Here is a 20,703-nt window from a genome sequence, read left to right on the forward strand (position 1 = left end):
TTCTTGGCAACAATGCTTACTTTACATCACTTTGAGCCTTAACTGAACCGTATTGCCCTTGAATCTACGATAAAATTTCTCAGCAAACTCTCTGCGCCTAGACGTAAACGCAAATTAGACCGCAAAAACCAACATATCTACTTTCTAACCAATCCCAAACACAGACCCCACAGTAGATTTAATCGAATCCCGGGCATCTTTCAAAGTTTGAGTTATCGGGTGCTTAGTTTGCAAAAATACCCGCGCACAATTACGTCCTGGCATTCCCGAAATCGAACCACCTGGATGAGTTCCCGCACCAGTCAAAAATAGATTATCAATGGGAGTTTTGTAATTAGCTAACTCAGGCAAAGGACGGAAAAACACCATTTGATCTAATGTCATATCAACATGGTAATAATTCCCTTTATACGCGCCTAACCTCTCACCTAATTCTGCCGGACTTTCGACACGACGGGCAATAGTTGCAGTTTTCACATTCGGTGCATAGGTAGCTAACTTATCAACTACCCTATCAGCAACCTTGTTTTTCAATTCATCCGTCCAACCAGTCCCTTTTAAACCTGTACCTTCCGCACCAGCAATTTGATAGGGGGCAAAAAATTCAATCCATACTGTATGTTTACCTGGAGGTGCGAGGGTAGGGTCAAGGAAACTAGGCATGACCACATACATTGATGGGTCAGAATCTGGAATCTCTCCCAAAGTACATTTACTATGTGCTTGTTCTACATGAGCAACGGAGTCGGCAATTAAGATAGAACCAACGAGATATTCATCTTTGTGGGCATGGTAGGGAAAGCGCAGGGGTTCATCTAAAGCCAAGTCGATTTTCAGGATAGTTTCGTTGTTGTTGACAATGCGGCGTTGCAATCTTTCCCATAAATCGGGGTCGGCTGCATCAATATCGCTTTTATCGGTCATTTGTAAAAATAACCGCTTGGCATCAATATTAGAAATTACCCCATATTTAGCACGATATTCAGTACCACCACCAACTCTGACACCAACGGCTTTACCGTTATCAATTAAAACTTTTTCTACCTGTTGGTCTGTGAGAATTTCACCACCTTTAGAGGTTACTAACTTGACCAAAGCCTGCACCAATGCACCAGTACCGCCGCGTGGTCTAGCCATACCGGGATTGTGACGCATAGCCATCATAATTGCCCCAATCGCGAGAGTTTTTTGGGATGGTGGCGCACCTAATTCTGATGCTAGTCTGGCGAGGGGTGCTTTGAGAAATTCTGAATCGAACCACTCATTGAGTAAATCTTCCGCGCTGGTCAACATATTACGGATAAAGTCCAGCGTTTTGTTTGGAGAACCAATGACAGAAAGTAAATCTTTTAACTTGGTGATGTCATAGTTACCGGCGATATCGATGATTGATTTTGGTGGTGCATTAAACATGGGTATCATTGCACCTATCGCCCGTTGCCAATAGTCTGTAAATTCTGCATATTTCTTGGCATCGCGTTCACTATAACGGGCAATTTCAGCACAGGTTTTTTCGAGAGATTTATGACCTAAAAAATATTTACCGTCAGGATGGGGACAAAAAACAACTGGATCACATTCTAGATATTCTAAGCCGTATTTTGTTAATTCTAATTCTTCGACAACTGGCCCTAAATGTATAAATTCATGATCAATAGCACACAGGTTAAATTTAAATCCCGGTGCTTCTTTAGGTAAACATTCTTCAGTGGTGGCTGCACCACCTGGAACAGAACGTTTTTCTAGTAAGAGAACACTATAGCCAGCTTTGAGCAAATAAGCTGCACAAACTAGACCATTATGTCCTGCACCGATAATTACTACATCATACTCTTGCATATTGATAATTTGAAAATAGTGTGGATTAATAGTATTACAAAGCGTAGCAGAAATTACAATCTTGAGAGTTAATAAAAAAATCCGTAATGGTTACTAATAATGATACTATTAATCGTTAAATTCTGTCATGTTATCTGGTATTTGATTGACATTAGCTGCTACTAAAAGAATTAATGTTTCTTTTTGCACCTGCATATTTTTGAGACTTAATTGCATATCTTCCCATTGCAAATAAGGTAAATTTGTCAGATATTGGAGTTTCTGCATTAAAGACACAAGGAAATCGAGAGAAACACCCTCTCCTTCAGTACATTGAAAACTCTTTAGCATAATGGGGTGGGAGTGAGTACGGGGACAAATCGTGGCTGTGAATCCTAGCGGGTGACTATGATTATTTTCTTTTAATTGCACCTTTCCCCTCAATTCAATTTGCTCATTATCAGGTAAAAATATCTGCATTTGTTCTAGATCAAAATTGACAATTTTTCCCTTTACATCTAACTCAAAGTTCTGCACTAAATTGCGAGAAAAGTCAGAAGTTAGTGCATGGTTAATATCAGCTTCTTTGAGGGTAACGCGAGCCATTAAATTGACTGGTTTATTCAGTTGAACCTGCCCGATAATAGCCTTGAGAGGATTAATATCAATCCTATCTGTTTGCAATTTTATTTCTTGGACACGGATCTTTTCTTTTGTCACTAAGCCTTGCCCAGAAACTGTCACCCCATCCGCTTGTCCCTGAACTATTTTTAATAGATTGGTTTCTACATATATATCAATTTGTTCTAGTGCATCTAGCTGATCAGATACTCTTTGTTCAGCAGCTTGGGATATTAATTGCTGTTGCCATTTTTGGTTGTCTGTCATGAATTAGCATTTTCCTAGTGTGATATTACCTTGTTAATGTAGACTCTGAGTTACCAAAAGCGAATCTATAGTCAGGTATATACAGCTAGGAGTAGAATTTGGTTATGGATCATTAGTCATTGGTCATTGGTCATTAGTTGAGAAATTGGGGATAAACCGAAAATTGAATGATTTGGGTGAAGGGTGTAGACGTTCAAAATACTCTTAATGTTTACATCCTCACACCCAATATCAATTTAGACACTGCTAGTTTGTAGGGTGGGAGATTGTACTGAACGCTGACTTTTAACAACCATTTGGATGGGATGGTCTGGGCCTGTAACTAAACCACGACGTTGAGGTTTCACTTCTTGATGATTCACCAGTTCTAATTCTCGCATGGTTAAAAGTTTAGCGATCGCCAATTTCATTTCCCATTGAGCAAAGGCTAAACCAATACACCGTCTTGCACCTCCGCCAAAGGGTAAGTATTCGTAGGGGGAAAACTGCCTTTCTAGAAAGCGTTCTGGCTTAAACTGTTTCGGTTCTGGGTATAAATCTTCTCGTTGGTGGGTTAAGTAAATTGAACCTACAACTGGTGTCCCTGGTGCAAGTTCATAACCACCCACAGTTATAGGTGTTTTCACTCTTCTGGGAAAAGTGAGTATTCCCACAGGGTAAATTCGCAAAGTTTCCGAGCAAACAGCGTTGAGATAAGGTAATTTAAACACCGTATTAGGGTCTGGGTCATGACCTAAACTATCTAGTTCTTCTAAAAGTTTTTTCTTAACTTGTGGTAGTTTATGAATCCAGTACATTGCCCAGGCTATAGCTGTAGCAGTAGTTTCGTGACCGGCTACCAACAGAGTCATCAGTTCATCTCGTAACTCTACATCGGTCATTGGTTGACCTTCTGCATCCCTAGCATCCATTAGTAAGTTGAGGATATCTGTCCGTGATGGGTCTGGATGTTCGCGGCGTTCTTGAATTTCTTCATAGATGAGTTGGTCGGTTTGTTGCTGGAGTTGCTCTTGTTTTCCCCAGATTTTAATCGGGCCGAAATCTCTTTGTAACGCCGGGAAATAAAGCAAAGCGACAAGCCACACTGAACTACCATTTTCTAAAGTTTCCCCCAAAAGCTGTTGGAGTTTTTTGGCGCGGACTCCTTCATATAGACCAAACACAGCCTGCATAATAACTCGCAGGGTAATAGCTTGGGTAACAGTGCGAATATTCAAAGATTCCCCAATTTGATACTCACTGATAACTTTGGCAGTAATATCGTTAATTATCTCACTGTAGCCCCGCATTCTTTCGCCGTGCAGAGGAGGCATAAGTAACTGCCGTTGGCGTTGGTGTTCTGCACCAGAGATAGTAATGACAGAACGCTTACCCAGCAAGCCTTCAAATAGATCATTTAAATCTCCTGGTGCTTCTAATTCTTTAGTATCGTGACTCAAAATCTGCTGTTGGTCTTGGGGGTTGCTGACAAAGACCAAGGGAGGAAGGTCTTTTTGCAGTTTGAGGGCGAAAATGTCCCCGTAGCGTTTAGTACAGTCCTCCATGTAGGGCATAGGCCGGAAGATCCAATTCAGCATTTGTATAACTGGTGGAGTTTTTGGGGTTTTTGGTAGCTGCATGAAAAAATAAAAATAGACGTGAGTAGATATCGTTATTTTTACGTAAATAGGTGGGAAGTGGTGAGTGCTTCCTTAGTAAAGTAGTCTTTCTTTCTGCCTTGTCTGCGACACGCTACGCGAACTGTCTCCTGCCATTTAAACTACTTATCTTTAGCATTACAAAACACTGATAACTCATAACAACCTTAAAGATGTAAAATTTTTGTTAAATTCAACGAGCATCTATATATAGTTTCCCGTAATTCTTACAAGGTATTCAGCATGACTGTAATCTCACCAAAAGCATCTTCAGCACTTCCCAATTTTTATGAAGGGATTCAATATTTTGGGGAAATGCTACCAGGTTTTGAAACTTATGGTGCGACACCTGCGATAGAATCGGGCAAAGTAGCGATCGCATCTCCTACAGATAAGGCTGCCGTATATCAAACCTTACTAGCTGCTGATGCCCTCCGCTATCTGACGCTACAAGTCACTGCAAGTAAGGCATCTGGGCATCCGGGTGGCTTTGCTAGCCAAGCAGAAGCCTATGCAGCCTTGGTCATGCTGGGGTATAAAAACATTATTACCGAAGTCGGACATCACGCACCCGGATTTTATAGTGCCATGTTCCTCGATCGCTCCTTAGAGGATATGGGCATATCTACAGTACAACAATTGCGCGATCGCTTCCGCGAAAAACATGGACTTTTAGGACACCTTTCCGGTTACATCCCCGGTATTCTCGCCCCAGCCGGCCCCTTGGGACAAGGACAGCACTTTGCAATGGCGGCTGCACTCCTCCACCGTGACAAACTTTTCCCCTTCACCCTCGGCGACGGTGGACTAGGTGAACCCTACATCATGAGTTCAATGGCGCACTTTAACACAGCCTATCCCAGCGTCACCAATTTCTTACCCGTATTAGTGTGGAACGGTTACAGCCAAGAACATCACAGCATGGTTTCCCTGAAAACCAACGCACAGATGACAGCATTCTGGCAAGGTAACGGATTTGAGGAAGTCATCTTAGTCGATGCCAAAGAATTTGACGACCAAAACCAACCAGGGGATTATGTTGATAGTACCGCCTTTTCCTTTGAGCAACGCCTAGCCTTTACCAAAGCGATACTCGTAGCTGTAGATAAAGCCGCCCGTTCCGCCCTGGGTGGGAAGCTAACAGTCTTTATTATCAAACAACTCAAAGGTGCAGGCGTTCACGCCAGAGGTGCGAAATCACACAACCTCTACCCCAAAGACACCCTAGACGCACCCCACATTGTAAGTGCATTAAAAACCCGTGCATTACCCCTAGAAGCTTGGCAAATCGTCAGAACCAACGCCGAACGCGCAGGTGGCGGCCCCGCAGCTAAGACAGTGGTGACAGAATTTGAGTTACCATTGCCAGATTTAGGCGCGTTACCTTTAGAAGAATACGCAGTAGGCGGCGAACCCAAAGTTTCCACCACCGCAATGGGACGAATTGTGGGTGCAGTCGGACAAAAAGATGCGAAATTCCTAGTCACCAACGCCGACGGTAACGAAGCATCAGGTATAGGTAACATCAACCAAGCCTTAAAGATTATCCACCCCACCACCGACGACTTATATAACCAAGCACCCAACGGACAAGTTTACGAACCCTTGAGTGAAGATGCTTGTGCAGGTTTAGCCGTTGGTTTATCCTTAATGGGTGCAAGAACTCTCTGGTGTTCTTACGAATCTTTCGCCATCAACGGTTTACCCATTTGGCAAACCGTCATCCAAGCAATGGCAGAATTACGCCGTCAAACACCCTCAACAATTACCTTATTCACCGCCGGCGCATTAGAACAAGGACGCAACGGTTGGACACACCAACGTCCTGAAATCGAAGCTTACTTTGCTTCCATGATGCGGAACGGCAATGTTTTTCCTGTATTCCCCCCCGATGCTAACAGTACCCAAGTTTGTTATGACTGGGCGTTGACTACTAAGAATAAAGGAATTGTCATCACTGCAAGTAAATCACCCTTACCAATTCGCACTACATTTGAACAAACTCGCCAAGGTTTAGAAGAAGGCGCAGTAGTGTTACATGAAATTGCTGGTGGTAAGACAGTTGTGTTTGCTGTCATTGGCGATATGACATTAATTCCAGTGTTTGAAGCCGCAGCATTTTTAGAAACTGAAGGTATCGGTGTGAAGATAGTTTCTGTGATTAATCCCCGCCGTTTGTATCGTCCTCATGATGTTGCTTGGGATACCTGTTCTGAAGCTGATAACGGTTTTATTGATGATGCCAAATTCGCCGAGTTATTTGCTGGTGATGCGTTAATTGGTGTCACTGGTGGCGCGGCGGCGATGTTAGAACCCATCATGTTGCGGAGTAACAGCAAGCGCGATACCTTCGCCTGGAAGCGTGGGGAAACTACAGCTAGTGCTGGCGAGTTGATGGCGTTTAATGGTTTGACTGCTGAGGCGTTGACGAAGCGGGCTATTGAGTTGGTGCATTAGGCAAAAATGTAATTAATCTGTTTTACCCCTGTCTTAGTTGAATACTAAAACAGGGGATAATTACTTATTACCGCTAATTAATATAGGCTCTAGTGCATGACTGTAAAAATAGTTTTAGATGAACAGTTAATTATTCCCTTTGGTCGTCCAAAATGGGATATTAACCAAATTAAAGTAGTTGGAGTTTCTGCAAACGCAACATACTTAGAAAGCTCAATTCCATGTGTTTATATCAACAAGAAAAATAAATATCCACTTCGATTAACTTCTTTTACTTCCGTATTTCCTGTACCTGATAATGGTTTTCCTAAAATAAATGATGCCTCTGAATCCTTAAAATATATTCGAGAGTATATTCAATATACCTGCCAACTGGATACTTTCTGGGAAAAAAAGTTTTTAGATATATATTTTGAGTATTGTCAAAGCCAGATTCCATGTTATTTAGCTTCGGATATTTATATTGAAACTTACTATACAAATTGTTGGTTTAACGCTCTTTTACCTTTACCACAAGCTCATATTTATGTTGGCAATCCACTAGATAATAAATCTTCATATCTAATGCCAGACAAAATGTGTAAAATTGATTTTGCATTTTGGACTGGAAATCAAATTATTGCTGTTGAAATAGATGGGGATGGTAAGCAAGCATCAAATATCGTACCGAGAGATAGAATGCTTGAAGAAGCTGGTATACAGGTTATACACATTTTAAATAGTGAAATTGATAAACATGGAACAAAGATTATAGACTTATTACTTCCTCACCCTATAAGTTCATTTTTAGCCCCAGAATATGGATTTGATGGATACTGTGGTATCAATCCGCTTGATAATAGGCTAGACGAATTTTTCTACTAAAGTTTAGAACTCATTGATTTTATTACGTTTGTCATTCAGTAATGGTGAGTAGCTTGAATGGAGTCACAAGGGGTAGTAATTTCGTAGGTTGGGTAGAGGCTCAAGCTTTCATATTTGCAGCACAACGAATTGATATTTACGCCGTAAACCAAAACCAAATCACCTTGATTTCCACTAGATAGATTTTTGTTGTAAACATTGAGATAATGTGTTGGGTTTCACTCCATTCCACCCAACCTACAAGGGAGTGTTTTTTATCTGGAAAAAGAGGAAGTGATGCTTTGACCTGCATAATTTATAATAAAACTACAGTCATTCTCATCAATTTAGGATTTAAAGTTATTCATCATGCTGCAAATCATCAAAGCAACCTGCACCAACGGTGAACTTATTTTAAGTGAAAAACTCAGTTCCGAATTAGAAGGTAAAACCCTGCAACTTATGATTATTGAACCCAGCGAACCTAATCAAGATCATCAAGCCTCAAAAATACAGCAATTTTTAGCACGAGTTAATAACTACTCTTTCCAACTACCCGCAGATTACAAATTTAATCGAGACGAAATTTATGAAAGATAAAATTTTTCTCGATACTAACCTCTGGATTTATCTCTATGCTAAAAATCCGCCCGAAAAATCCCAACAAGTTGCAGAAATCATCAAACATAATTATTCATCTTTGCTAGTTAGCACTCAGGTGTTAGGTGAATTATTTCATGTTTTAACCAGAAAAAAATTTACATCTAAAACTGATGCAACCACCATTATATCAGATATAGTTAATACCTTTCCAATTCAGGCAATTAACACAACAGAGGTTATACAAGCATTAGAAATTCACGCTGAATATAACTACTCTTATTGGGATAGTTTGATTATATCTACAGCCTTATTAAGTGAATGTTCCATCATTTACTCAGAAGATATGCAGCATAATCAACTAATAGAGAATAAAGTCAGAATCATCAATCCATTTGTTTGATTTTATATCCCATCATCTTACCCAAGCATCACCAGCATAAATAGTTCCTAGTCTTGTAATGTTATAATTACTAATTTTATCGTAAAAAAATAGTTGTGATCGCCATAAGCATTAGAGCCTACCAACTTTTAAAATACAACACAGACACCTCTAATGAACCCTCTGCGCCCCTCCGCGTGAACCTCTGCGTTTAAAAATCAAACATTACCCCGATAAGCCCTTATTAGCCCATCAAACGCGTCAGTTTTACAGCAATTCCAGATTATAATCAAAATAAAGTCATAAACATAATTTAACTATGACTCTCCAAACCTTAGATAAAAATACCACCATTCCAGAACAAAGATTTCTCCTACCAGGTCATTACACCTGGGAAGAACTGGAAACAATAGAAACATTAACCGCAGATGCAGCAGGTTTGCGAATAACTTATCTTGATGGGTGCATTGAATTTATGACGCTGGGCGAACAACACGAAATGATTAAAACCATTCTTGGTTTTCTACTAGAATTATATTCCTGTGAAATAGGTATAAATCTTATCCCAGTAGGTAGTGCTACGCGTCGCGCTAAAGAAAAAAGCGCATCATTTGAACCTGATGAATCTTATTACATAGGAGAAAAAAAAGAAAATCCCGATTTAGCAATTGAAGTTAATATTATCAGTGGGAGTATTGACAAACTAGAAAAATACAAACGCTTTAATATTACTGAAGTTTGGTTTTGGGAAAATAATCAATTATATCTATATTGCCTAAAAAATGATAACTATGAGCAAATTAATCAAAGTGAATTATTCCCTAATTTAGATATAAATTTATTAGCAAGTTGTGTTTTAATGCCTTCAATTATTGATGCTAGAAAACAATTCATTGCAGGAATAAAGCAATAGCTGTAGTTTGACTTCATCTTCTCATCCTACTATCACCAGCTATCATAGACGATTCAACTAACATTGATCTTCACAGATGCGTAAGGCTTCTCGACAGTCCTTGCTAAAACGATTAATATATCAAACTGTATAATGATCAGGTTGGGATTTTATGGCTAGTGTAGAACGCGACGAAACCAGGGAAAATCGCATTGAACAAGAGATTATTGTCGATGCTGAGGATAAAGAAGACCGGGCTATGGGTTGGTATTACTACCTGGATGATACTTTGGAGTTTCCCTTTATGGGTAAGTGGAAGAAGAAGTCACGGAAAACTTCTACCATTGAGGAAAAACCAGTAGAAGTCTTGGGAATGGCCCCAGAAGATGATTGTTTGAAAGATATGTATGTGGAAGTTGCTTACATTGGGGGTAAGGAAGATGATGTACATTCTGCTAAACTGTCTGATATAGAAGCAGTTGATGCAGATGGTGACACTCAAGAAGCGATCGCAGATTGGATGTATTGGCTAGCTAGAGGCTACAAGTTTTAATTTTAAGGTAAATACCGGACTATTCGGCAGGGATTACCCACTGCGACAACTTTTGCTGGTATATCTTTCACGACTACACTACCAGCACCAATTGTAGTATTGTCCCCAATGGTGACTCCTGGGCAAATAATTGCACCACCACCAACCCAAACATTATGACCAATTTTAATGGGGGCAGCTAATTCTCTCGCAGTCAGCCGAATTTCCGGTTCTGTGGGATGGTAGGCGGCATAAATCTGGACGTAGGGAGCTAACAGGACATTTTCCCCTATTTCGACTTGATTACAATCTAAAATTACACAACCATAGTTCATGTACGCACCATTACCTACGGAAATGTTACTACCATAGTCACAATGAAATGGCGGTACTATGGTGATTTTTTCTCCCACTTTGCCAAACAGTTCTTGTAAAATTTGGTGGCGTTGCTGTGGTTGTTCTGCGGTGGTTGCATTATACATTTGTAGAAGGCGACTAGCCCGCTTTTGATCAGCTACTAATTCTGGATCATCTGCCAGATATAGTTCGCCTGCTAGCATTTTTTGTTTTTCTGTTTTTTCGATCATATATTTTTAAGGATATACATAAATCATACAGAGACGTTGCAATGCAATGTCTTTACTGCAATCGCTATGTCCCAGGTATCGCTCCCCCAATTGCTCCACAACGACTTACCCCTCACCGCTCTTGCGCCAATGCAGGATGTGACAAACCTCTGGTTTATGAAGGTCATAGCCCACTACGGCAGTCCTGACTACTTCTTCACCGAGTATTTCCGCGTCAATGATACCTCACGGCTAAATCGTAGCATTCTAGCAGCAATCACCGAAAACGATACCGGTCGCCCTGTTTTTGCTCAAATGATTGGCGAAAGCATCCCCGACTTAGTTAGAACAGCACAGGAACTCTGTCGCTATAATATCGCTGGAGTTGACTTAAACATGGGCTGCCCAGCACCGAGAATCTATCGCAAAAATGTTGGGGGTGGATTGCTGCTCTCACCAGAAAAAGTGAATCGGATTTTGGGAGAATTACGGCAAGCCGTAAACGATCGCCCTTTAACTGTCAAGATGCGCGTAGGCTTTGAAAATACAGATACTTTTTATGAAATACTAGATATAATCAATCGCCACAGCATTGATTTGCTGAGTGTGCATGGTCGCACTGTGAAAGATATGTATCACGGGACTGTGAAATATGATTTGATTGCGGAAGCGGTCAAAAGGGTTGATTGTCCAGTGCTTGCCAATGGTAATATTTACTCGGCGACAACAGCCCTGGAAGTGCTGTCTCAAACGGGTGCGGCTGGTGTGATGGTGGGACGTTGGGCGATCGGGAATCCTTGGCTTTTTAATCAAATTCGCCAGGCTTTGCGTTGCGAGCCGATTACACCCGTTCCTTTAGTGGAGGTACGTAACTATATTGATCGTTTATGGCGCACTCCCAGAGCCTCAACTATGCCAGAGCGATCGCGGGTTGGCTACCTTAAAATGTTCCTTAACTACATTGCTTTGAGTGTTGATGCTGAAGGTCAGTTCCTGCGGCTGATGCGACGGACGCAGACCGAGGTAGAAATGTTTAACCTCTGCGATCGCTTTCTCCTGGCTGAAGGAATGAAAACTTTAGCCCTATCACCCTATTCAGGCGTATAATTTGCACTCAAAACTACTAACGATTGGCAGCTTCATTAAATACATCATAACGAGCTTTTCCTTGTTGTTTGGCACGGTACATGGCATGGTCAGCAGCCCTGAGTATACTTTCTGCTTCATCAGTGCCACCATGATTTAAAGTAATACCAATGCTAGCTGTCGTATATATTTGATGTCCGTTGAGATTAAGTGGTAAACCCAGGGTGTCTTGAATGCGTTTGGCAACGTTGATAGCATCATTAACATCTCTAATATCTTCTAACAAGACGGCAAATTCATCGCCACCAAATCGCCCTACAGTATCACCACTGCGTACACAAGATTCTAAGCGTCTAGCGATCGCTACTAAAAAATCATCCCCCATACCGCGACCAAAACGATCGTTAATGCCCTTGAAACCATCTAAATCTAGAAATAAAACTGCAAAACGATAATCGGTGCGGCGTTTGTTACGTTCAACAGCTTGTTTGAGGCGATCTAAAAATAAAACTCGATTGGGTAGTGCTGTCAGTCCATCATAGACAGCATTGTGGAGTAGTTGTCTTTCCGTTAGCTTGCGTTGAGTAATGTCTTGAAACAGCAACACTGCACCAGTAATACTTCCATCGCGATCGCGGATAGGTGCAATATTATCGCCCAACGGTATTTCTTGACCATCTTTAGAAATCAGTATACAGTTTTCTGGTAAATTCACCACCTCACCATCTTGGATTGACTTTTTCGCTAAACTCTCAATTAATTCGTCCATATCTTTATCAACTAAACTCAAAACTTCCGTGAAATCCTTACCAACCGCTTCGTTTTGTTGCCAACCAGTTAATTTTTCTGCTATTGGATTCATCATTTGAATACAACCATCTGTCAGGGTGACAACTACGCCACAACCCATGCTGTTAATAATTGCTTCCATTCTCTGTTTTTCTATTTGTAATTTTCTGTGGCTTTGATATCTCTCTACAGCCATTTCCACAGAAAGATGCAAGTCTGGTTCTCTGATGGGCTTCAAAATATAACTGAACGGTTCACTTAGTTGATGTTTATGCAATTGTATATATTGCGAATATTCTGTTATGTATAATACTGGTATATGGAAGCTATTTTGAATAATATCTACTACCTGTACACCATTGATTTCTCGTGTTAAATGGATATCAAATAATACTAGATTAGGGTGATGCTCTGCTACATTTTTAATTGCTTGATCAGCCGAATCTGTAATCTCTAGAACATTATGTCCTAATTTTTGTAAACTATCTTTAATATTGAATGCTAGGAGTTTTTCATCCTCAACAACTAGGATTTTGCGGGGGTGCATATTCAAATAACCTATCTGCTAAGGCTCAGATATTGTTGTTTTGTCAACTCCATCTGAAAGTGAATAATTATATGATAATCAATCTCTAAAATATCGGTGTAATTGCTTGAATAAACTATGGATTACTGCGGGAAACCATGTTTAAAAACTAGAAAACTATTCACTATCATAGAGATTATTAAATCACGTTAATCAAGGAAGGTTTCCTGCTTTTAAGTGCCGAAGGTAAATTAATTTTATATATAGTAAGGGTTTTCTATTAAACTTAAACAAATGACGCATTTTAAATCACAAGGTATTAGTATAATCATCAATAATTAATACTAGAAATCTGTATATTCCACAACAAATTAACAATTGACCATTTAAAAATAAAAATATTCTTGAGAAAGCAAGAACCCCAGTTTTTCCCATAAACCGGGGTTCTCAAATCTCGCAATTATCACCAATCAAATAAAAACGAAAATTCCCTAATTAAAATTATGGGTGTCCCCTATGCCCTATGCCCTATCCCCTGTCACCTGTCACCTGTCACCTGTCACCTGTCCCCTATCCCCTATCCCCTATCCCTAGTCAGTTCAATACTAATTTTGCCGCCAAAATCTGGAATAGGTGCAGCAGGCTTAGTGACTATAACTTGAACTTGTGTGATTTGAGCGCACTCTTGGATGATAGAATCAGCGATCGCACCTGCTAACCGTTCAATTAAAGCAAACTTAGAAGTTTTTACCAGATGTTGAATCAAGCTAATAACACCACGATAATCTAGAGTATCAGCGATCGCGTCAGTTTCGGCAGCTTGCGCTAGATCCAACCATAACCTCACATCCACCTCAAACCATTGTCCTAGCACCTGTTCCTCTGGTAGATACCCAGTGTAGCCATAGCAGCGAATTCCCGTTAAATAAATACAATCCATTTTCAAATCTCTAAATTACGAATTACGAATTACGAATTATACCTATGTCTGATGTGATACGGTTCGCCGATAAAAATATTAATCAACTTTGGGCTTATATCTTTACCGAAACGCTGAAGCGTTTAGGATTGACTTGTGCAGTCATTTGTCCTGGTTCTCGTTCCACACCCCTAGCAGTCGCCTTTGCTCAACAAGTTCCTGAGATTGAAGCAATTTCTATTCTGGATGAACGTTCCGCCGCCTTTTTCGCCTTGGGAGTCGCCAAAGCCACTGGTCGTCCTGTAGCGATTGTTTGCACCTCTGGGACTGCGGGGGCGAACTTTTACCCAGCCGTCATTGAAGCCAAAGAAAGCCGCGTCCCATTATTAATATTAACCACCGATAGACCGCCAGAATTGCGAGACTGCCATTCTGGACAGACTATAGATCAAGTAAAACTTTATGGTAGTTACCCAAACTGGCAAACAGAACTAGCCATACCTTCCCCAGAGATGGGAATGCTAGCATATCTGCGACAAACACTAATTTATAGTTGGCAGAGAACCCAAACCCCAACACCAGGGGTAGTACATTTAAATATTCCCTTCCGTGACCCTTTAGCACCAATTCCCGATATCAAGACGTTCGGTGAAACGTCTCTACTGTTAGATTTCCAACCAGAAAAATTCTTTGCTGGCATTATAAATCTTATCCCAATCTCCCATCCCTATTGCCCAATTCCCAATCCCCAATCAGATCGAGGAATAATCATTGCGGGTGTTGCCCAACCACAACAACCACAGGAATATTGTAGAGCGATCGCCAGACTTTCCCAAACCCTGAAATGGCCTGTACTAGCTGAGGGACTTTCCCCAGTCAGGAATTATGCTGAACTCAACCCCTATCTCATTTCTACCTATGACCTGATTTTGCGAAATCAGCAACTAGCCCAACAGCTAGCACCTGAGATGGTAATTCAAATCGGCGATCTGCCAACCAGCAAAGAACTGCGTACCTGGCTAGACATTCACCAACCCTTACGCTGGATAATTGACCCCAGTGACCAAAACCTCGACCCCCTGCATGGGCGGACGACACATTTGAGAATGAGAGTTGAGCAACTTTTGGACAAGGAAGTAAAATTTTCCGCAACTTCTTCTGAGTATTTGCGGATGTGGTGTGATGCTGAAGCTAACGTTAGGGAGAATGTGGACGCAACTTTTGCACAAATGGAAGAATTAGTTGAATGTAAAGCCGCCTGGTTAATTTCTCAGATCCTACCACCAGAGACACCATTGTTTATCGCCAACAGTATGCCTGTGCGGGATGTGGAATATTTCTGGAAACCGAATAATTTAGGAGTGCGATCGCATTTTAACCGAGGCGCAAATGGCATCGATGGCGCATTGTCCACGGCTTTAGGAATTGCCCACCGTCATCAAAGTAGTGTGATGCTAACAGGAGACTTAGCTTTATTGCATGACACTAATGGTTTTTTAGCTAGAAATAAATTTGTAGGACACCTGACAATTGTCTTAATTAACAATAATGGCGGCGGCATCTTTGAAATGTTACCCATCGCCAAATTCGACCCACCATTTGAAGAATTTTTTGGTACTCCTCAAGATATTGATTTTGCTCAATTATTTGCTACATATGGTGTACAGCATGAATTAATTAACTCTTGGCAGCAGTTACAGCAAAGATTAAATCCACTACCAACCATAGGAATCCGGGTTTTGGAATTGCGAACAAATCGTAAAAAAGATGCCAAATGGCGCAAGGATAATTTAGGAATTTTTGCTACAAATAGTGACTTAAATAGGAAGTTTCCCGCTATTTAATTTTATTTATTAACGCAAATTTTTCAAGACGAATTTGATAAATTAACTAACAAAATACATAGCATTTCCTAATCGTGTGAACTATATCATAGCCCCCTGCCCGCAAGCGAGGAAGGGGTTGAGGGATGGGTTATTGTCAGTAGAACGACTTGAAAAAAATAAACTATGTTAAGTAATGTAAAAAAACTAGGATTGAGTTCGTAGTATTCGCGTAGCGTCTCGTAGAGAGGACTTTAGTCCTTTTTTGTTCGCGGAGCGTCTGTCTACGACACGCTATGCGAACGTAGAGAACGCAGAGAGAACTAAAGTTCTTACTACAAACCTTTAATTATTCACCCTGTTCTACTTACCTAATCAACAAAATTAGGTCTGGCTTGGTGGGTTGACTGTAACTTTGCTGCTAAATTTGTCCAATTTTCCTGTTCAATTAAATTAATTAATTCATCAATATTTTGGCGATATTGTTGTAATGAAACCAACAAAGCTTGGCGATTATATTGCGCCATCATCACACCTAACTCTGGATTACCGCCACCGACACGGCTAGTATCTCGAAAACCAGAACTAGCTAGATTTTGGGCTAATTGTAAAACTTCTGGGTCAGTTTCACTCATGCAACTAGCTATTAATGAAGAACTAACCATCACAGGTAAATGGGAAATCCAACTGACGGCGCGGTCGTGTTGCTCTGGCTGACAATGATAAATATTAGCACCGAGCGATCGCACAATTTCTTCCACAACGGCAACAGCATCAGCTGGTGTGTGCAGCTCTGGTGTTAATACATAGGGTCTACTAACAAACAAATTTCTCTCGGCCGCTTCAATCCCACTATCAGTAGTTCCCGCCATCGGATGACCACCAATAAAATTTGCCCACATAGGCGAAATCGCTTTTACTATTGGTGCTTTCACTGAACCCACATCAGTAATTACCGTAGTCGGAGATAAATGCTTAATTAACTGCTCAACTTGGGGAACAATAAGTCCGATAGGCGTACAAATAAATACAACCTCTGCGGTTGCTAACAGGTTCATGTTGACAGATGCTGCATCGACACTACCTAAAGCCACTGCTGTTTGACAAGTAGATTCCTTGCGACTGACTCCTAAAACATGATGACCTTGCGATCGCAAATCATAACCCAATGAACCACCAATCAATCCCAGTCCTAAAATCCCAATTTTCATTTTCAATCTGCAAGCCTACTTTACAAAGTTACTGTGATTTGCAGCTAAATAGACCACACCTTGGGGGATTGACCGATGCCCATTTTAGATTTTAAATTTTGGATTTTGGATTATTTCTTTGGTACAAGCCCCGCCCTTTGTGGGCGGAACAAATCTAAAATTGCAACTCCCCAAGCTGTATCCCCTTGTGGGTACAGTCAATCTAAAATCACAAATCTAAAATCCAAAATTGATTGACCTTGCCAAATCCCCGTAAACTCTCCGGGATCAATCCAAAATTTAAAATCTAAAATCCAAAATTGTTTGACTTAAGGGTAGCATCGATGAATGTAGAGGAATTGCTGAAACAATACGCGGACGGAGTAATCAACTTTAGCGGTGTTGACCTCTCGGAAGCGAACCTGAGTGGTATTAAACTCAGTGGAGCAAATTTCAGTCAAGCAAATTTGAGTGTGGCTAATCTCAGTGGTGCAAATCTCAGCGAAGCCAACTTGAGCCATGCCAAATTAAATGTAGCTAGACTTAGTGGTGTCAATCTCACAAGTGCTATCCTCAATCATTCCTGTCTAAATGTCGCTAATTTAATTCGTGCTGATCTCAGCCGCGCTCAATTGCGAGGAGCTTCACTAGTGCGTGCTGAATTGATTCGCGTCGAACTGAGCCACGCTGATTTATTTGAAGCTAACCTTAATGGTGCTGACTTACGTGAAGCAACACTCCGTCATGTTGACCTCCGCCACGCTAACCTAACAGGAGCGATATTAAAAGGTAGTTCCTTGACTGGAGCTAACTTAGAAACAGCTAACCTGAACGGTGCTGATTTGAGTCGAGCTGACTTAAGTAGTGCCAACTTGCGAGATGCTGAACTCAAACAGGTAAATTTAACTCGTGCTAATCTCAGTGGTGCAGATTTGAGTGGGGCTAACCTACGTTGGGCAGATTTGAATGGTGCTAACCTGAGTTGGGCAGATTTGAATGGTGCAAAATTGAGCGGTGCTAGTTTAGTGGGAGCAGACCTAAGTAATGCTAATTTAACCAATGCCAGTTTAGTCCATGCCAACTTAACTCAAGCCAAATTAATTAAAGCAGAATGGATCGGTGCGGATTTAACCAGTGCCATTCTCACAGGGGCAAAACTTTATTCTACATCCCGGTTTGGCTTGAAAACTGATGCTTTAATCTGTGAATGGGTGGATTTGAGTCCTGATGGCGATCGCTCCATTATTCAAAGATTCGATACGGAAACTGCACGAGATTTTTTTAACGAAACGCCCCCAACTATTTGTATTGTTATTGATGCCGCCTTAGAATCAGAAGCCAACTTTGCTTTAGCTGGGGCTTACTATCACATCGCTCAAGAATATAAACTGTGTCAACACCCCCCCAGTATCGAAGTTAGCCGTCGTCGTACAGTGCTAACCTTCCGAGTTGATAGCGACGCAGCTTTATTACCTACAGCTTGTATGGCAATTCTTCCCTTTAGGGATGCTGTCAATACTCAAAAAAACATTTACACAATGGTAGAAACGATAGTAAAAGAAGATATCTCCCCCCTAGAGCTAAAAACACTCCAACGGGTGAAGCAATTAACCACGCTGATAGAACAAGCTATAGCTCAGGCACAGAAAATTAGACAAATAAAAAAAAATCTGGAGTTAGCAGCTAAAATTAATTTCTTTAAAGCCGCCAGCCAAACAATACTCACCAATACCAGTGGACAGACTTTGATAGTACATCACAACCCGAATTTCGGTAAACGGTTTGTAAGTGCTAGTGATCATGTTAACTTTTTAGGTGATTCACCAGATAACTCAGCTAAACCTACACTACCTGCATTAAATATAGTGATTGATTTTGTCAAGACTTTTCACTACATCAGTGAGTAAAAGGTGACAGGTGACAGGTGACAGGGGACAAGAGAGGAAAATCTCTTTACCCCTGTACCCTTATTTCTTAAAATTCTTATGGGAGAAAGAATAGATGTCGAATATCTTCAACAAAATGATGGGTCGGACTCGCTATGTGGTCTGTCGCTTATTTCTGCATTTAGCGGGGTCGGATGTCGCACCAATTTTGGGAGAATTAAATAGGATAGCTAGAGATGCGATCGCAGCCGAGGGCGATATGCAAGTTATGGGAGAAGGCTTAGTAGACCTGTGCGAAACTCTGGTGAGGTATGATGAATACTGGCTTTCTGCCTCTAATGAAGGTGATGTCTTCTGGAATGAAGGCGACGCAGGAGATTTTGTCAATGACTTATTTAGCGATTCTGCGGAAAGATACGGTGCTGATTTAGAGTTGGATTCTGTTTCAGACCAGTCCCTAGCCCTCCCCGCCACACGCAACATTGTAGTGATGATCACAGTGGCTTTTGAAGGAGAAGTACCCGATTTAGAAACAGACTTAGCTAGTATTCAAGTATTGAAGGAAGGCTTGAAAGCCTTAATCAATTTACATTACAACCACAAACTCAGGGCTGTCCAAGTACACTTCTCTCCAGCACGCTTAGGTGATGAACTAACTAATGATCAGCTCTTGCAATATTACCCAGAGTTGATACCTTTATAACCATTCCTGTCACCCTTCGGGTTCGCCAGTCGCTCATGGGGGAAACCCCCAAGACCGCGCTGGCTCACCTGTCACCTATCCCCTGTCACCTTCTAACTCCAGTGATAACTTGTTAAGCTCAAAGATAAGATAACAATTTCATGATTATGTCCATACTACGCAAATTTACCGTTTTTCTTTTAGCCGTGAGTTTGTGCTTGACAACTGTTGCTTGTGGAGGAGGAAACCAAACTACCTCTACAAATAGGAATGTCAGCCAAACTTCTGCTCCTACCAAATTGAGTGATGGTCAATACTCAGTCCAACAAGCCACTTATGATGATGGTTCTGGCGAGTACACTTTATTTTTACTCAACAGCACACCCCCGACATTTGCAACTGAAAATTTGCAAATGGCCAGGCTAACCGATGATGAAATCAAAGAAGGGAAGAAAACCTATCTAAAGGTAGACAAGGGACAGCCAGTTTTATACTTGACAGAAGACTTTAAAATTGAGTACGTCCATAACGTCACCGAGACTAAAACCAATCCTAATACTGGACAGCAAGAAACAGTTGTAGTCCGTCGAGAAAGTGGTTTTTGGGCCCCCTTTACTGGTGCGTTAGCTGGTCAAGCACTAGGTAGCCTGTTATTTAGACCCCAGTATTATGTACCTCCTGTATATCAGCCCGGAGGATTAATCACTGGCTATGGCGGCTATGGTAGAACCTATAACCAAGCTGTTGACAGTTACCGGACTCGCTATAACTCAGCACCAGCCGCAGTCAGAAATCGCACTGCTTTTAGGACTACAGGGACAATTAGAAGGTCATCGGGTAATTCCAATGTTCGTTCTACAACACGCACAACCCGCCCCTCTGGTTCTGGGTTTGGTAGCAGCACCTTAAGACCCTCTGGTAGATCGACTAATACCAGACGCAGCCCTAGCAGTAGTCGTTTTGGTAGCGGTCGCTCTCCCGCCCGTCGTTCAACTGGTTTTGGCAGAAGACGCTAATCAACTCACAATTTCATCGAGTTGCAGTTTAAGTTAGTAACTTAAGTAGGGAGTAGGGATGAGGATAATTTCTCATCCCTACTTTCTTTATTTCAATCGTATTTAGAAGCCAATAACCCAATACGGTTCAGTTAAGGCTCAAAGTGATGTAAAGTAAGCATTGTTGCCAAG

General features: G+C 41.2%; 18 protein-coding genes. 11 read left to right on the forward strand and 7 right to left on the reverse strand.

The window, feature by feature from the left end; genetic code table 11:
• Positions 1–144: 144 nt before the first annotated feature.
• The 3 genes from crtO to ACM0OR_RS24615 form a co-directional block, all read right to left on the reverse strand.
• Positions 145–1,839, reverse strand: a complete 1,695-nt coding sequence (gene crtO, locus ACM0OR_RS24605; protein WP_414579128.1) for a beta-carotene ketolase CrtO — start codon at positions 1,837–1,839, stop codon at positions 145–147.
• Positions 1,840–1,947: 108 nt separating this feature from the next.
• A complete protein-coding gene (locus ACM0OR_RS24610; protein ID WP_414579129.1) occupies positions 1,948–2,706 on the reverse strand; it encodes a DUF2993 domain-containing protein in 759 nt (252 codons plus the stop codon).
• Between the two features lie 236 nt (positions 2,707–2,942).
• Positions 2,943–4,325, reverse strand: a complete 1,383-nt coding sequence (locus ACM0OR_RS24615; RefSeq protein ID WP_414579130.1) for a cytochrome P450 — start codon at positions 4,323–4,325, stop codon at positions 2,943–2,945.
• Positions 4,326–4,586: 261 nt separating this feature from the next.
• Between ACM0OR_RS24615 and ACM0OR_RS24620 the strand changes: the two genes are divergently transcribed.
• From ACM0OR_RS24620 to ACM0OR_RS24645, 6 genes are all read left to right on the forward strand, one after another.
• Positions 4,587–6,800 carry a phosphoketolase gene (locus ACM0OR_RS24620; RefSeq protein ID WP_414579131.1) on the forward strand — a complete coding sequence of 738 codons (2,214 nt, stop codon included), beginning with the start codon at positions 4,587–4,589 and terminating at the stop codon, positions 6,798–6,800.
• 96 nt (positions 6,801–6,896) lie between these two features.
• Positions 6,897–7,664: a hypothetical protein gene (locus tag ACM0OR_RS24625; protein ID WP_414579132.1), complete on the forward strand. Its 768-nt coding sequence runs from the start codon at positions 6,897–6,899 to the stop codon at positions 7,662–7,664.
• 348 nt (positions 7,665–8,012) lie between these two features.
• Entirely contained in the window at positions 8,013–8,243 is a 231-nt protein-coding gene (locus ACM0OR_RS24630) for a hypothetical protein (protein WP_414579133.1), read from the forward strand.
• The gene (locus ACM0OR_RS24635) at positions 8,233–8,646 is read left to right on the forward strand and encodes a PIN domain-containing protein (protein WP_414579134.1); all 414 of its coding nucleotides are present in this window, start codon (positions 8,233–8,235) and stop codon (positions 8,644–8,646) included. The genes ACM0OR_RS24630 and ACM0OR_RS24635 overlap by 11 nt, the downstream gene beginning before the upstream one ends.
• A 298-nt stretch (positions 8,647–8,944) precedes the next feature.
• Positions 8,945–9,538: a Uma2 family endonuclease gene (locus ACM0OR_RS24640; protein WP_414579135.1), complete on the forward strand. Its 594-nt coding sequence runs from the start codon at positions 8,945–8,947 to the stop codon at positions 9,536–9,538.
• Between the two features lie 151 nt (positions 9,539–9,689).
• Positions 9,690–10,070, forward strand: a complete 381-nt coding sequence (locus ACM0OR_RS24645; protein WP_190697966.1) for a calcium-binding protein — start codon at positions 9,690–9,692, stop codon at positions 10,068–10,070.
• Between the two features lie 2 nt (positions 10,071–10,072).
• On the opposite strand, the gene ACM0OR_RS24650 is transcribed toward ACM0OR_RS24645, so the two are convergent.
• On the reverse strand, positions 10,073–10,633 hold the full coding sequence (locus ACM0OR_RS24650) for a sugar O-acetyltransferase (RefSeq protein WP_414579144.1): 561 nt from the start codon (positions 10,631–10,633) through the stop codon (positions 10,073–10,075).
• A 69-nt stretch (positions 10,634–10,702) separates the two neighbouring features.
• On the opposite strand from ACM0OR_RS24650, the gene ACM0OR_RS24655 reads away from it, so the two are divergent.
• Entirely contained in the window at positions 10,703–11,722 is a 1,020-nt protein-coding gene (locus ACM0OR_RS24655; protein ID WP_414579136.1) for a tRNA-dihydrouridine synthase family protein, read from the forward strand.
• Between the two features lie 16 nt (positions 11,723–11,738).
• Here the strand turns inward: ACM0OR_RS24655 and ACM0OR_RS24660 are convergent, their stop codons facing one another.
• Together ACM0OR_RS24660 and folB are read right to left on the reverse strand one after the other, a co-directional pair.
• Positions 11,739–13,037, reverse strand: coding sequence for a diguanylate cyclase domain-containing protein (locus ACM0OR_RS24660; protein ID WP_414579137.1), 1,299 nt, complete (start codon positions 13,035–13,037; stop codon positions 11,739–11,741).
• A gap of 556 nt (positions 13,038–13,593) precedes the next feature.
• A complete protein-coding gene (gene folB, locus ACM0OR_RS24665; RefSeq protein ID WP_414579138.1) occupies positions 13,594–13,956 on the reverse strand; it encodes a dihydroneopterin aldolase in 363 nt (120 codons plus the stop codon).
• 44 nt (positions 13,957–14,000) lie between these two features.
• On the opposite strand from folB, the gene menD reads away from it, so the two are divergent.
• Positions 14,001–15,779, forward strand: a complete 1,779-nt coding sequence (menD, locus tag ACM0OR_RS24670; protein ID WP_414579139.1) for a 2-succinyl-5-enolpyruvyl-6-hydroxy-3-cyclohexene-1-carboxylic-acid synthase — start codon at positions 14,001–14,003, stop codon at positions 15,777–15,779.
• Positions 15,780–16,129: 350 nt separating this feature from the next.
• Here menD and ACM0OR_RS24675 read toward each other — a convergent pair whose 3' ends face one another.
• Entirely contained in the window at positions 16,130–16,969 is an 840-nt protein-coding gene (locus ACM0OR_RS24675; protein ID WP_414579140.1) for a prephenate/arogenate dehydrogenase, read from the reverse strand.
• Between the two features lie 323 nt (positions 16,970–17,292).
• Between ACM0OR_RS24675 and ACM0OR_RS24680 the strand changes: the two genes are divergently transcribed.
• The 3 genes from ACM0OR_RS24680 (at position 17,293) to ACM0OR_RS24690 (ending at position 20,532) form a co-directional block, all read left to right on the forward strand.
• On the forward strand, positions 17,293–18,855 hold the full coding sequence (locus ACM0OR_RS24680; RefSeq protein WP_414579141.1) for a pentapeptide repeat-containing protein: 1,563 nt from the start codon (positions 17,293–17,295) through the stop codon (positions 18,853–18,855).
• 94 nt (positions 18,856–18,949) lie between these two features.
• Complete coding sequence (locus tag ACM0OR_RS24685) at positions 18,950–19,537, forward strand: DUF1517 domain-containing protein (RefSeq protein ID WP_414579142.1); 588 nt, start codon at positions 18,950–18,952, stop codon at positions 19,535–19,537.
• Positions 19,538–19,677: 140 nt separating this feature from the next.
• A complete protein-coding gene (locus ACM0OR_RS24690; RefSeq protein WP_414579143.1) occupies positions 19,678–20,532 on the forward strand; it encodes a hypothetical protein in 855 nt (284 codons plus the stop codon).
• Positions 20,533–20,703 lie beyond the last annotated feature (171 nt).

Source organism: Anabaena sp. CCY 9402-a, assembly GCF_963920945.1.
GTDB lineage: Bacteria > Cyanobacteriota > Cyanobacteriia > Cyanobacteriales > Nostocaceae > Trichormus > Trichormus minutissimus.

Excerpts from the sequence above, each read along its gene's own strand:
- menD (WP_414579139.1), top strand. The coding sequence starts at position 14,001 with ATGTCTGATGTGATACGGTTCGCCGATAAAAATATTAATCAACTTTGG.
- ACM0OR_RS24630 (WP_414579133.1), top strand. The coding sequence starts at position 8,013 with ATGCTGCAAATCATCAAAGCAACCTGCACCAACGGTGAACTTATTTTA.
- ACM0OR_RS24615 (WP_414579130.1), bottom strand. The coding sequence starts at position 4,325 with ATGCAGCTACCAAAAACCCCAAAAACTCCACCAGTTATACAAATGCTG.
- ACM0OR_RS24645 (WP_190697966.1), top strand. The coding sequence starts at position 9,690 with ATGGCTAGTGTAGAACGCGACGAAACCAGGGAAAATCGCATTGAACAA.
- ACM0OR_RS24620 (WP_414579131.1), top strand. The coding sequence starts at position 4,587 with ATGACTGTAATCTCACCAAAAGCATCTTCAGCACTTCCCAATTTTTAT.
- ACM0OR_RS24690 (WP_414579143.1), top strand. The coding sequence starts at position 19,678 with ATGATTATGTCCATACTACGCAAATTTACCGTTTTTCTTTTAGCCGTG.
- crtO (WP_414579128.1), bottom strand. The coding sequence starts at position 1,839 with ATGCAAGAGTATGATGTAGTAATTATCGGTGCAGGACATAATGGTCTA.
- folB (WP_414579138.1), bottom strand. The coding sequence starts at position 13,956 with ATGGATTGTATTTATTTAACGGGAATTCGCTGCTATGGCTACACTGGG.
- ACM0OR_RS24685 (WP_414579142.1), top strand. The coding sequence starts at position 18,950 with ATGTCGAATATCTTCAACAAAATGATGGGTCGGACTCGCTATGTGGTC.
- ACM0OR_RS24635 (WP_414579134.1), top strand. The coding sequence starts at position 8,233 with ATGAAAGATAAAATTTTTCTCGATACTAACCTCTGGATTTATCTCTAT.
- ACM0OR_RS24655 (WP_414579136.1), top strand. The coding sequence starts at position 10,703 with ATGTCCCAGGTATCGCTCCCCCAATTGCTCCACAACGACTTACCCCTC.
- ACM0OR_RS24675 (WP_414579140.1), bottom strand. The coding sequence starts at position 16,969 with ATGAAAATTGGGATTTTAGGACTGGGATTGATTGGTGGTTCATTGGGT.
- ACM0OR_RS24610 (WP_414579129.1), bottom strand. The coding sequence starts at position 2,706 with ATGACAGACAACCAAAAATGGCAACAGCAATTAATATCCCAAGCTGCT.
- ACM0OR_RS24680 (WP_414579141.1), top strand. The coding sequence starts at position 17,293 with ATGAATGTAGAGGAATTGCTGAAACAATACGCGGACGGAGTAATCAAC.
- ACM0OR_RS24640 (WP_414579135.1), top strand. The coding sequence starts at position 8,945 with ATGACTCTCCAAACCTTAGATAAAAATACCACCATTCCAGAACAAAGA.
- ACM0OR_RS24625 (WP_414579132.1), top strand. The coding sequence starts at position 6,897 with ATGACTGTAAAAATAGTTTTAGATGAACAGTTAATTATTCCCTTTGGT.
- ACM0OR_RS24660 (WP_414579137.1), bottom strand. The coding sequence starts at position 13,037 with ATGCACCCCCGCAAAATCCTAGTTGTTGAGGATGAAAAACTCCTAGCA.